Origin of the sequence: Hymenobacter saemangeumensis, assembly GCF_039541835.1 — a bacterium.
GTDB lineage: Bacteria > Bacteroidota > Bacteroidia > Cytophagales > Hymenobacteraceae > Hymenobacter > Hymenobacter saemangeumensis.
This window is the reverse complement of sequence record NZ_BAABGZ010000013.1, coordinates 52,091-64,742: the sequence shown is the minus strand read 5'-3', so window position 1 is coordinate 64,742 and position 12,652 is coordinate 52,091. Positions and strand designations below refer to the sequence as shown.

8 protein-coding genes are annotated in these 12,652 nt (G+C 64.4%); 1 reads left to right on the top strand and 7 read right to left on the bottom strand.

Annotation, left to right across the window (positions count from 1 at the left end; translation table 11 throughout):
* Positions 1-45: 45 nt before the first annotated feature.
* The 5 genes from ABD919_RS04770 to ABD919_RS04750 all read right to left on the bottom strand — a co-directional run bounded on the left by ABD919_RS04770 (position 46) and on the right by ABD919_RS04750 (position 8,251).
* Positions 46-2,451, bottom strand: a complete 2,406-nt coding sequence (locus ABD919_RS04770; protein ID WP_345234297.1) for an MG2 domain-containing protein — start codon at positions 2,449-2,451, stop codon at positions 46-48.
* A gap of 31 nt (positions 2,452-2,482) precedes the next feature.
* Positions 2,483-3,613, bottom strand: a complete 1,131-nt coding sequence (locus ABD919_RS04765; RefSeq protein ID WP_345234296.1) for a DUF4249 domain-containing protein — start codon at positions 3,611-3,613, stop codon at positions 2,483-2,485.
* Positions 3,614-6,382, bottom strand: a complete 2,769-nt coding sequence (locus tag ABD919_RS04760; protein ID WP_345234294.1) for a TonB-dependent receptor — start codon at positions 6,380-6,382, stop codon at positions 3,614-3,616.
* A 57-nt stretch (positions 6,383-6,439) separates the two neighbouring features.
* Positions 6,440-7,195, bottom strand: a complete 756-nt coding sequence (locus ABD919_RS04755) for a hypothetical protein (protein WP_345234292.1) — start codon at positions 7,193-7,195, stop codon at positions 6,440-6,442.
* 345 nt (positions 7,196-7,540) lie between these two features.
* On the bottom strand, positions 7,541-8,251 hold the full coding sequence (locus ABD919_RS04750; RefSeq protein WP_345234290.1) for a LytR/AlgR family response regulator transcription factor: 711 nt from the start codon (positions 8,249-8,251) through the stop codon (positions 7,541-7,543).
* 204 nt (positions 8,252-8,455) lie between these two features.
* Here ABD919_RS04750 and ABD919_RS04745 point away from each other — a divergent pair, with 204 nt between their 5' ends.
* Positions 8,456-8,863, top strand: a complete 408-nt coding sequence (locus ABD919_RS04745; protein WP_345234289.1) for a hypothetical protein — start codon at positions 8,456-8,458, stop codon at positions 8,861-8,863.
* A gap of 100 nt (positions 8,864-8,963) precedes the next feature.
* On the opposite strand, the gene ABD919_RS04740 is transcribed toward ABD919_RS04745, so the two are convergent.
* Together ABD919_RS04740 and ABD919_RS04735 are read right to left on the bottom strand one after the other, a co-directional pair.
* A complete protein-coding gene (locus ABD919_RS04740; protein WP_345234287.1) occupies positions 8,964-10,349 on the bottom strand; it encodes an FAD-dependent oxidoreductase in 1,386 nt (461 codons plus the stop codon).
* Positions 10,350-10,500: 151 nt separating this feature from the next.
* Entirely contained in the window at positions 10,501-12,306 is a 1,806-nt protein-coding gene (locus tag ABD919_RS04735) for a hypothetical protein (RefSeq protein WP_345234285.1), read from the bottom strand.
* Between the last annotated feature and the right edge of the window lie 346 nt (positions 12,307-12,652).

Sequence of the window (12,652 nt, the reverse complement as noted above, 5' to 3'; positions counted from 1 at the left end):
TCCTGGCTGTCAGCGGCCAGGGCGTAGGGCTTTTTAATGGCGTTTTTACAGAGCCGGCTTCACCTCCAGCGTAAAGCTGCGGCTGCCGGCCTGCCCGTTGGCGGCCAGGCCCTGCAGCACCACCAGGTAGCGCCCGGCCTGGTCGCCGGTGTAGAAGTCCAGGGTGCGCTGGGCAGTGCCGCTTAAGGTGATATTGGGATTCCAGTACAGCAGGTTGCGCAGGTCGGGCAGGCGGCTGCGGCTGGCTTCGGGCGTGTCGTAGCGCGGGGCGTAGAACTCGCGCTGCATCTGCACGCCTTCGTACTGCGCTACCAGGGCCCGGGCATCCAGGGCCACGCCCTCCAGGTCGCCCCGGTAGGTGCTGAAGCTCACCACGCCGTGGAAGACTTCCGAGCCCTGCATAAACCGGCTGGTCACCACATCCAGGCGCTTTAGCTTCAGCGGGGTCAGGGCCATTACCTTGTTGGTGTTGAACATGGGCACCCCGTCTACCAGCACCAGGGGCGCTTCATTGAAGGCCACGCGGCTGGCATTGTCGTACACCTGCAGGTGGAAGCCGTCTTTGCGCTTGCGCACCATCACCCCGGGCACGTACTCGCGCAGCACTTCTTCCAGTACCTGAAACCGGGTGTACTTATCGAGCAGGTAGGAGGCGTCGGGCTTGCCGTAGAAGGCCAGGCTGTCGGGCGCAGGGGGCAGGGGGCGGCTTTTCGCTTTGCCGTGGTACACCGTCTGGAGCTGGGCCTGTAGGTGGCGCCGGGCGTAGTCGCCAATAAAGCGCGCGCTCAGGCCGAAGGCGGGCAGCGGGCGGGCGGCGAAGGTCGCGGCAAAAGGGTCGAGCACGGCCAGGCGGCAGGTGCTGTCCTGGGCCGGGTTGGTTTGCAGAATAACTTCCCGGCTTCCGGGGAAAGCGGCCATCTCAAAGCGCACCAGCCCTTCGGCATTGCTTAGGGCATTGCCGAGCCGCACAGCCGGGCCGGGGGCCGACAGGTAAGCCGTCAGGCCGGGGCAGGGCTTGCCGGTGGCCGGCTGGGTGAGGCGGGCCTGCAGCACGGGGCCGTTCAGCTCGGGCAGGAAGGGAAGGGGCTTGGCCGGGCGGGCCAGCACCTCTTCCCAGCGGAAGCGGCTCCAGCCCTGGGTAAGCATGAGCTGGTCGGCAGCTTCGCTGGCTTCCGGCGAGCCGGAAAAGTAGAAGCCCGGGTTTTCGATGCGGCCCTTCAGGTCGGCACTCAGCCAGAGGTAGTGCTCAATGCCGGGGCCGGGCGTGCTGTTCAGGGAGTCGAGCCGGTACACGGCCATCGACAGGCTGGTTTCGGGCTGATTGGGCTGGGCGGCGGCCAGCTGCACGCTTACCTTCTCGCGGGCGCTGTACTGGCTTTTATCGGCCTGGGCCTTTACCAGCGCCTGGGCCGGGGGCGGCAGGAAATAGAGGCGCTCGCATACCGGGCGGGCCGCGCCATCGAACAGGGTGAAGTGCGTGATGCCCGGCAGCAGCTGGCTTTTCGGAACCGTGAACGTAGCCCGGCCATTGCTGAGCGTGGCCCGGGCAGCCACGGCCGTTTTCTGACCGGCGTGGGCCAGCAGGTACACCGTTTCGGGCTGGCTGCTGCTGGCGCTCACCGCCAGGCTGAGCTGCTCGGGGCTGCTGCTGAGCCGCAGCACATAGCCTTGCTCGTAGGCCGCCGGCAGCGCGCGCCGCAGCACCTGCTTGTTGGGCAAAGTCAGCACGGCGGTGTAGGGGGCGCCAGCGTCGGGCGTAAACTCAAAGCTGCCCATGCCGAAGCGCTGGGTTTTGAAGGTAGCCACCACCTGCCCATTGGCTTGCAGCAGCTTGCCGTCGGCGGCTACGCCCCGGCCGTGGCTGTCGGTCACTTTAAAGCCCACGCGGCAGGCCATGCCGCGCACCAGGTTGCCGCCTTCGGGGAAGAAGCGGGCATCGAAGGCCGTAGAGTCTTTGGCCGGTGCCGCGCCCGAGGCCTGGCTGGTGTTCACCACCGTCACATCGGTGTGGAAGAAGGTGTCGGGCCCAAAGTTTTTCATCCAGCTGGTGTAGGCTCGCACGGTGTAGGCCCCGGAGGGCAGCGTAGCCGGCAGCGTAAAGGAGCCGTGGCCGCTGGCCTGCCGCAGGGCCACCTTGCCCTGCAGCACCGCCCGCTGGTCTTTGTCGAGCACCTCCACATAGGCCACGGTACTCAGGGCCAGGGGGCGGGCGTGGGTGCCCTCGGCGGCATACACCTTAAACCACATGGTTTCGCCGCTCAGGTACAGGGGCCGGTCGAGGTGCAGAAACAGCTTTTCCGGCAGGGCGCCCTGCTGGTAGCGCTCGAAGCGGCGGCTGAGGCTGCTCAGCGAGTCGGCCTGCCCCCGGGCGGGGGCGCTGCAAGCCAGGCCCAGGGCCAGCAGCAGCCCGGTGGTGGTGCGGAAACGGGGCGTTCTGTTCCAAGTACCCATCAGCTCAGAAAGTAGGGAAGTCAACGAGAAGCTATTGCCAGAAAGCGGGCCGCGTAGCCGTGCCGCGCCGGCGGCAGTCCACGCAGTCGACCGTGGAAACCACGTAGCCGGCCGACGACAGAAACACCGGGATAAGGCCGGCTTCCAGCACGTTGTACACGCTCTGCGGGGCTTTCACGGTGTCGGGCGGGTAGCAGTCTTCGTAGCCGCTGAGCATGCGCCAGGGGAAGGGCAGCCGCAGGCGGTCGATGAAGATGCGCTTCTCCTCTACTGAGTGTGCTCCGATAAAGCCCAGCACGGGCTCTTCGGGGTTGCTCAGGCAGCGGATGTTGCCGGTCAGCTGGGAGGGCAGGGGGTCGAACAGGGTGCCGATGTTCTCGGTATTCTTTTTCAGCAAGTCCCAGTAGGCGTACTCTTCGCGGGTTTGGGCGTACTGCCGCACCAGGATGCTGTACTTATAGCGCAGCCGCTCCGCATTCGGAGGCAGGGTCAGCAGCAGGAAGTTCGACACCACGTCCTGGCTCAGGTTGGTGGTTTTGGCCTGGGTAATGGCCGTGGAGCTGGCATTGCGCCAGCACCGCTGGGGGTAGCGCGTGCGGATGGGAATAATCTGCCCGTTGGCGTACTCCAGAATGGGGTTGACCAGCGGCGCAAACTCCCAGGTTTCTTCGTAGTCCCACTTGTAGTACTGGGTGGTGCCGCTGGCATCGTGGCTGTTCACCCGAATGCCTACCCCCGTATCCTCGGCCTTCCAGCTGATGCTGTCGATGCGGGGCGTAAACTTGGCGGGCACGAACTCGGAAGCGTAGTCGCTGCCGCCGTTGGTGGTAATGCGCAGGCGGTAGCGCTTGGCGCGGTTGAGTACCAGGGCGGAAGATGTATAGGTGCCGACCGGGCTTTCACGCAGTAAGTAGCGCGGGCCGCTTTCTTCTTCCACATAAACGGTGGCTAGGCTTACGCGGGGCGGCGGGGTGGAGGCGGAAATATTGTAGGTGCGCGAGAGCTTGATTTCCGACACGCCGTTGCAGTTGATGAATCCATCCACTACCAGGTAGTTGGTGGGCACCGTAATAGCGTCGGGCATGTAGGGGTCGACGCAGCCGGCCAGTAGCAGCAGGGCCCAGCACAAAGCCGCCCGCACGGAAAAGGAGACAGTGCTCATCTAGAATTTGAAGTTGTAGGTAACCGTGGGAATGGGCTGCCCGAAAATGGAAAGCTGGTAGCCCTTTATCTGGCCGTTTTCCGACTTGAAGTACACCGAGTAGGGGTTTCTGCGGCCGGTGAGGTTGTACACGCCCACCGTCCAGGAGCTGTGGGCCAGCTTCTTGGCCTTGTGGCTGCCTTCGATGTTGAAGGCCAGGTCCACGCGGTAGTAGTCGGGCACGCGGTAGGCGTTGCGGTCGGAGTAGAACACCCGGGTGGAGTTGCCCACGTTGTACTTGGCCAGGGGCAGGGTAATGGGCCGGCCGGTGCTGTAGTTAAAGTTGAGCGAGGCGCTGAAGCGGCGGTTGAAGCGGTAGTTGCTGGCCAGGGTCACGTCGTGGGGCTTGTCGAAGTTGCTGGCGTAGTAGCGGCCGCCGTTTATCAGCTCGCTGCTGCCCGTGCCCCCGTTGGCCCGCACCAGGGAGCGGGAGTAGGTGTAGCTTATCCAGCCGTTGAGCTTGCCGGTCAGCTTTTTCACAAACAGCTCCACGCCGTAGGCCTTGCCCTCGGCGTTGATGATGTCGGTTTCGATGTGGCGGTTGAGCAGCAGCGTGGCCCCGCCCTTGTAGTCCACAAAGTCGCGGGTATCCTTGTAGTAAGCTTCCACCGACGTTTCGATGGTGTTTGCCTTGAAGTTGCGGTAGTAGCCCAGGCTGAACTGGTCGCCCACCTGCGGCTTCACCTGGGCATCGCTCAGCTTCCAGATGTCGGCCGGCGACACCGAGGCCGTGTTCGAGAGCTGGTGAATGTACTGGCGGGTGCGGTTGTAGCTGGCTTTCACCGAGGAGTTGTCGGTAAGCGAGTAGCGGGCCGAGGCGCGGTACTCCGGGCCGTGGTAGGTGGCCAGCACCTTGCCGGGAGCATAGCGCAGCGTGTCGATGATGTTGGCTTCGGTGCGCGGCTCGCCCGCCGCGTACTGGTACACCTCGCGCGGGCCCAGGGCGTGGAACAGGGAGTAGCGCAAACCCAGCGACAGCGACAGGCGCGGGCTGAGCTCGATGCGGTCGGAAACGTAAGCCGCGCTTTCCACAGCCTGCTCCCGCGCCAGCACGTTGGCCTTCACCAGCGACTCCTCACCCACCGGCGTCAGGCTGCCGGGGGCGATGTTGTAGTGCAGCGCGCTGGCCCCAAACTCCACGGTATGCTTGCCGTTGGGGAAGTAGCTGAAGTCGGCGCGCAGGCCGCTCTGGTCGATGCTGTACTGCAGGCGCGAGGCATTCACGGCGTTCTGCGTGCTGCTGATGTCGTAGTCGTAGTGGCTGAAGGTGCCCGTGAGCACGCCCGAGAGCTGGTTGGTGAAGTGGTGGCGCCACTTCAGGCTGGCACTCTGGTTGAGGTACTGGTAGGTGGTGTCGCTGGCCAGGCGGAACCGGTCGCGGCTGAGGTAGCCCGTGGCATACAGCGCGTCCTTCTCGCTGAGCTGGTGGCTGAGGTGGGCCGTCACGTCATAAAACGAAGCCGAGCTTTGCTGAAACGAGCGGTTGGGCAGCTGGCGCAGCAGCCAGTCGGAGTAGCTGGCGCGGCCACTCACAATAAAGGCGCTCTTGTCTTTCACAATGGGCCCTTCCAGCGTGAGGCGGCTGGTGAGGGGGCCAATGCCGCCCGCGCCCGAAAACTTCTTCTTGTTGCCCTCCCGCGTGCTGATGTCGAGCACCGACGACAGGCGTCCGCCGTACTTGGCCGGGATGGCGCTCTTGTAAAGCTCTACCGACTGCAGGATGTCGGGGTTGAAGGCCGAGAAGAACCCAAACAAGTGAGAGGGATTATACAAGGTGGCATCGTTGAACAGAATCAGGTTCTGGTCGGTGGCGCCGCCGCGCACGTTCAGCCCGGTGCTGCCTTCGCCTACGCTCTTCACGCCCGGCAGCGTAAGCACCACGCGCAGGATGTCGGTTTCGCCAAAGGCCGTGGGCACCTGCCGCATGGTTTTGATGTCGAGCCGCTCCAGGCCCATCTGGGTGCTCGACACGTTTTTGTCTTTCTCAGCCTCCACAATAACTTCCTTCAACGGCACAATGTCTTCTTCCACATCAATGTCGAGCTTGCCGCTGCTGCGCAGCAGCACCTGGCGCCGGGTGCTCTTGATGCCCACGCCGCGCACCTTCAGCTCGTAGCGGCCGGGGGGCAGGGTGAGGGAGAAGTAGCCAAACTGGTTGGTGCTGGCGCCCACGTTCGGCGACTCCACGTACACGGCGGCCCCAATCACCGGCTCCCCGTTTTTGAGCTCGCGCACGTAGCCGGCCAGGGTGGCGCGGGCGCCGGGCTTGCCGGGCGGGCCCACCTCGTGCACCTTGGAAGCAGCCCCGGCCAGGCTGCGGGTTTTGCCCGGCGCGGGCGTGGCGGCGGGCTCCTCGGCCCGCGCCGCCAGCTCGGCGGCCGTGGCCTGCCGCAGGAAGTAGTCCGGCAGGGTGGGGTCGGCATTGCCCCGGTACACGAAAGCCCGGTTTTCGTCGTCGATGACAAAGCGCAGCGCCGTGTTGCGCAGGGCCTGGGCCAGCACCTCCCTCACCGGCCGCTCGCTTGCCTGCAGCGTCACATACAGGCTGTCCACCGTCGCCGGGTCGTAGTACAGGCGCAGGTTAGTTTGTATTTCCAGCTGCCGGGCAAACTGCTCGAAGGGTACGTGGGTGAAGTTGCCGCTCACCAGCTTTTCGGTTTGCTGCCCGTAGCTGGCCAGGTGAAAAAGCAGCAGCCCACAGGTAAATAGTAGCGCGTAAGCGTATTTCATGGAAAGGGATAGTCAACGCAATAAAAGGGCCGCCCCGTACAAAGGCGCTGCCGGCCGCTAGCGGGTTGCCAGCAGGTTGTAGTGGCGGGCCAGCAGCACCAGGCTGGCTTCGAGCTGGTCTTTGCGGAAGGAAAGCTTGTGCTCCTGCACGTACTGCTGCATCTCCTTGCTGCGGTCAGCAAAGGCATGCAGCGCCGCCTTCTTCTTGCTCACCGGATAGTAGGTGTCGCCCCGGCGCACGAAGAGCTTGTCGGCCGGCGAAAACTTGACGTCGATGTTGCGGTTCACCAGCAGCTGCTGCATGGTTTTGCTGCGCTTGGCCAGCACCTGGCTCGCGCTGTCGACCAGCACCTCGTAGTAGCCCGGGCGCATGGCACTGGCCGCTGTGCTGTCGGGCAGCAGCTGCACAAACCGATGGCCGGCCAGGTCGAAGCGGCTTACCCGCTCGCTTACCAGCTGCAGCAGGATGGGGCTGCCGGGCTGGGTTAGCAGCAGCTTGTCGCGCACCAGGTCATAAGCCAGGGCTACGTTGCGGTGCCGGTAGCCGTCGTATTCCACACTGCCCGGCAAAGGGGCCGCATCGAGAAAAAACTGGTGGCCGATGCGGGCGTGGTAGCGCTTGGAGTAGTCTACATACTCAGTGCCGCTGTAGAGCTGCGGCTGGCCCGGGAACGACTCGTCATACCGGGCTTGCAGGGCCGCTACGGAAGCGGCCAGGGCCGGCTCGGGCGTGGCCGACTGCCCCCTTGCGGGCTGCCATTGCATGAAAAGGCACAACAGCGCCGAAAGCGCAATATTAGTGGGGAGCCTCATAGCTGGGAAAGGTGGAAAGCAGTGCCGGGCCGCAAGTTAAGCCGTGGTCACAAGCCTTGAGGGGTGAGCAGACGCCGTGGTTGCTTGTTCCCTGAAAATATTTGCGTTTTAGGGAGTGCCAGCCAGGGGGCTGGGCCCTCAACAGGTGGCTCATGGCCTCTCCCTGATACCCTTGCGGAATTTGTGGGCAGGAGAAGGGCCGCAGCAAAAAAGCAGTGACTTTATGGCGTGTTCCAGGAACATCACCACAAATCACTGCTTGCTATAATGGGAAGCCACGCGCGGTACCGCGCCGCTTACCCTAAGAATGCCTGCCGCGGCAGGCTGCTTTAATTTACTAGGGCTTTATATCTTCTGCAGGCTCTTGAAGAAGCCTTCCTGGTACGATTTGCCAATGGGCACGTAGTGCCCGCCCCGGAGGTTGGCAGTGTTGTCTTCGATGGATTCGATGTGCTGGGTGTTGAGCAGGTAGCTGCGGTGTACGCGCACAAAGTTGGGAAACTGCGCCAGGCGCGATTCCAACCCTTTCAGCGTGGTGTACACGATGTACTTCTGCTTGGGCGTGACGATGTTCACGTAGTCAGACAAGGCTTCCACGTACAGCACCTCGTCGAAGTTTACGCGCACCATCTTGCTGTTCACCTTCACAAACAGGTCGGTCGAGGCCGGTGCGGCTTCGGCGATGGGTGCCGCGGCGGGGCGGCGGCGCTGCAGCACCCGCTGCACGGCCTGGGTAAAGCGGCTGAACTCAAAGGGCTTCACCAGGTAGTCGGCTACCTGCAGCTCGAAGGCATCCACGGCAAAGTCTTGGCGGGCGGTGGTGATGATAACCTCGGGCGGATCGGGCAGCGCCCGCAGCAAATCCAGCCCGCTGAGGTGGGGCATCTCAATGTCCAGAAACAGCAGGTCGACGCGGTTGCCCTCCTGAAAATACTTCAGCCCGGCAATGCTGTCGGCCAGCGACGCCATCAGCTGCAGGCCGGGAGTCAGACTGATGTAATGCTCGAGGGTTAATCGATTGATTTCCTCATCGTCGATAATGGCACAGCTTAGCATAAGGCAAGTATGAAAGGAGGGTACGAAAAAGGGGAGGGTGGTGGTTTTCCGTTCGCCGGTATAAAGAAAGTATTCGCTGGGCGAATAATCACATCGGCCCAAATAACTCCCCGTTCCGCCGGCGCATCCGCTAGCTTTGAATCAACAAAAGCGCAAACACAGGGTACTTCTGCTACAGTTTCTTTCTCTTAAAATTATCAGTTCATGTTTTCGGTTCGTACGCTCTTCGTTCTGTTGTTTCTGGTAGTGGCTGACCGGGTGGCCCTGGCTACTGGATTTGAGCCCGGCGCCCGCTCCGAAAGCAGTGCCGACCTGTTGGTTTCCGGGCCCTCGGTGCAGGCCAAGCACGCCCGCCAGGCTACCCTGGCTTTGCAGGACAAGCTGCGCCTGACCACGGCCCAGGTACTGGCTTTCCAGGCCTGCACCCAGCACGAGCTGCAGGCCCTTACCCTGGCCGACTCACCCTCCGACATTGCCCGCGCCCAGCGCCGCCATATGCTGGCCGCCGGCCGCATCCTCAACGCCTGGCAGTTTCAGCAGTACCTGGAGCTGCGCCAGGAGCTGGTCGAACAGCAGCTGTTCGTGAACACCGAAGAGCTGGCCCGCCGCTAAACGATTCCTCTTATCAGAGTTAAAAGTGAAGAGTTAAAAGGACGTTCTGCCTTTTAACTCTTCACTTTTAACTGAATAAACGGAGCCCGGCCACTTCGCCTTACGCTCCCGCCACTTGCTCCATCTCCTGCCGCACCCGCTCCTGCACTTCGGGCGTGTCGAAGTCGGCTTCCGTCTGAATGTGCGGCATGAGGCGGGCCATGATGGCATCCTGGCGCTGCCCGGCGGCCCAGGCCTCGGCGTAGGGCGTGTGCGAGAACGTGACCTGGGCGTACAGCGGCTTCCAGCGGCCGGGGTAGAGGCTGGAGATTTTGGCTTCGATTTTTTTCTGCAGCAGAAAGCGCGGGTCGGCCACCCGGTCGCGCATCTCCACGAAGTTGTACACGGCCAGGTCGGCCATGGCGTCGGCGTTGGGCTTGCGCTGCGCCTGAAACTCGCTGAAGATGGTGGGCCAGTCGGTGTCGCCGTGCTGGTCGAGCAGCTGGTTGAGCACGGTGCAGTCTTCAAACCCTGCATTCATGCCCTGGCCGTAGAAAGGCACGATGGCGTGGGAGGCGTCGCCAAGCAGCAGCACGTCATCGTCGTACTTCCAGGGAAAGCAGCGGATGGTGACCAGCGAGCCCGTGGGGTGCTCAAAAAACTCCTTCGTCAGGTGGGGCATCAGCGGCAGAGCATCGGCAAACTCGCGGTTGAAAAACTCCTGCACCTGCGCCGGCGTTTGCAGCGCCGCAAAGCTGACGGGCCCTTCGAAAGGAAAGAACAGCGTGCAGTTGAAGGAGCCGTCGAGGTTGGGCAGCGCAATCATCATAAACTGCCCGCGGGGCCAGATGTGCAGCGAGTTCTGCTCCAGCAGCCAGCTGCCGCCGGGGCCGGCTTCAATGGTGAGCTCCTTGTAGCCGTACTCGAGGTAGTGCTGGGAGTAGTCGTAGCGGTCGGTTTTCTGCATGGCCCCGCGCACGGCCGAAAACGCGCCGTCGGTGCCAAACAGGCGGGTGTAGGACTCGGTGTGCTCGCGGCCGCTGGCCGTGTCGAGCAGCTGCAGCTGCTGGCCTTTCAGGTCGAGGTGCAGGCACTGCTGCCCGAAGCTGACCTGCACCTGGGAATGGGCCTCGGCCAGGTCGAGCAGGGTGCGGTTGAGGTGGCCCCGGTTGACGGAGTAGATGGCCTGCCCGGCTTGCCCGTAGGGCTGGTAGGTAAGCTGCCCGTGCACGTCGTGCATGGTGCGGCCATACATGGGTATGCCCACCTGGCGAATGGCATCGGCCACCCCCACGCCTTCGAGGGCGCGCCAGCCGCGGTCCGACAGGGCGAGGTTGATGGAGCGGCCTTCGAGCTGGCCCGTGCGGCGCGGGTCGGGCCGGCGCTCAAACAGCCGGACGGGGTGGCCGCGCTGGGCCAGGTACAGCGAAAGCAGGGAGCCTACCAGCCCGGCCCCCATCACGGTGAGGGGTTCGGCGGCAGGAGAAGAAGAGGAGAGGTCGGACATAGGCAGGTGAATGGGTGATGCGGTGGTAGCCCCGCCAAAAAACGAAGCTACTACGCCCCCGCCGATTCGGCGAGGTCCTGCAGCTCGGCCAGCTGCGGAATACACCTCCTTACTAACCCGGCTAAGGCAGCTTTTGATTTGGGAAACCCGCCTACTCCACCTCCAGGCGGCCCGTGGCCGCGCCGGCCCGCACCGTGTACAGGCCCGCCGCAAGGCCGGCTACGGAGAGGGTGGCCGCCGCGGCATGGGCGGCCACGGGCACCCGTAGCACGGTGCGGCCCAGCGCGTCAAGCACCGTTACTACGCCCGGCGCAGGGCCGTCGGCGGGGAAACGCAGCGTGACCAGGTCGCGGGCCGGGTTGGGCGAAAGGGCCAACGCCAGGCTGCCGGCTGCGGCGGCGCGGCCAGCAGTCACCGTGGCGTTGGATTGACGCAGCAGCATGGCATCGCTGCCGGGGAAACCGTTGCCGCTGTTGGGGTTGAACGAGCCGTTAAGCATGGAGCTGCCCACGGTGAGTGCCCCGCTCAGGCCGCCCGTGACGTAGGCGTTGCCTGCGCCGTCGAGGGCCAGGGCCACGGGGTTGAGACCGCCCAATACCGCCGGCGTCGGCATAGCACCTATGTAGCGCCACTGCCCGGTGCTATTCAGCGAAGCCGTAAACAGCAGCAGGCCATTGGCCGGGGCGCTGAGCGTAGTGCTGCCCAGGGCCGCGGTGGCGGCGCTGCTGTAGCCGCGCAGGCCCCCAACCACCACCGCGTTGCCATTTCCATCGGTTCGCAGCGGGCCAATGGCGACGAGGCCGGGCACGCTGGCCCCCACCGGCTGCACCGTGCCCCACTGCCCGCTGGCCGAAAGCTGCCCCACAAAGCCCGCATAGCTGGTGCTGCCCGAGCCGGCGACTACCGCCAGGGTTGCCGGGCCCACCGTGGTGCCGCCTGTGCCGCGTCCGCTTATCCACACGGCTCCACCGGGGGTGTAGGCTACTCCAAACGCAATTATTGCGCTGTTGCTGGTGCTCGTACCGGGGGCAGTGCTACTGCCTACGGCCCACTGCCACTGGTTGGCAGGGCTTAGCTGGGCCACGAAGAAGCTGGCATCGGCACCAGCCGGCGCGGTCAGGGACTGAGCCCCGAACGTGAGGGTGCCGGTGCGCTGGGCACCGGCCACGGCCACCTGGCCGGCTGGCCCCACGGCCACGCTCACCTGGCTAATGAGGTTGGCGGTGCCGGTAACCCCCGAGGCATGCTGCCACTGCCCGGCCGGGCTGAGGCGGGCCACGCACAGGGCACTGCCGCTGCCCGGGGCCGGGAGCGCGAAGGTGCCAAAGCTGACCGCACCATAATAGGTGCTGGCCAGCGCCACGCCGCCGGTGCTGGGGTCGTAGGCTAGCTTAGGATGAGAGGGCAGGCTTTCTACCACCCGCACCCACTGGCACACGCCGCTGCTGTTGAGGCGGGCTACCCACATGCTCCGGCCCGTGCCGGGCAGGGCCTGGCTCACGGTTCCTATACGCAGGCTGCTGCCCCGCGCAAAGCCCGCCGCATACACGTCGCCGGCCGCCGCCACGGCCACGGCCGTTACCGTGGCGCTGGTTTCGCCGCTGTCGTCGGCTCCGAGCGCTGTGGCCGGCGCCAGCCAGGCCCAGCTGCCGGCCGCCGTGGCCTGGGCAATAAAGCCGTTGCGGCCCGGCCCGATGGAGCCCGCGCTGCCAAAGCTGCGCGTGGCCAGCATAGTAGACTGGAAGCCCTCGGCAACCCCCCCAACGTAGACCCGCCCGGCAGCATCGGTGGCTACGTCATTGCCATCGCAAAGGCTGCCATCGGTGGGGGTGGGGTTGGTGGATTGCAGGCCCCACTGCCAGGTGGCCGTTTGGGCGGTGGCGGGAGCAATTAGCACCGCGCTGGCCAGGGCGGTGGCCCGTAGCGTGCGGCTCAGGTAAGTAAGGATGGTTTGCATAAAAATGGTGAAGGAGCGGTGCGCTGGCGAAGGTAGCCGGTTGATACTACTAGTGTCTGATTGTGACCAGATAAAAACGGAGGCCCCATCAGACGGCGCTGCCCGGCGGCCAGCCGTGGCTACACCCAGCGAGCCAACCGCACCGCTCACCGGGTGAAGACGTTCGTTGGCCGGAAACGAAAGCCAGCGCCCTATGCCCCTACCGACATTTGCAAGATGGTAGCAATGTTTCTCCCTGCAGCAGCAGTCGACTATGCTCGGGTACGCCCGCGGCTCCTGAGGCGCCGCGCCAGGCGCCAGCTCCCTTGCTCTCCCTTTCCGGTTAAGCACCGCCAATACGCACTCG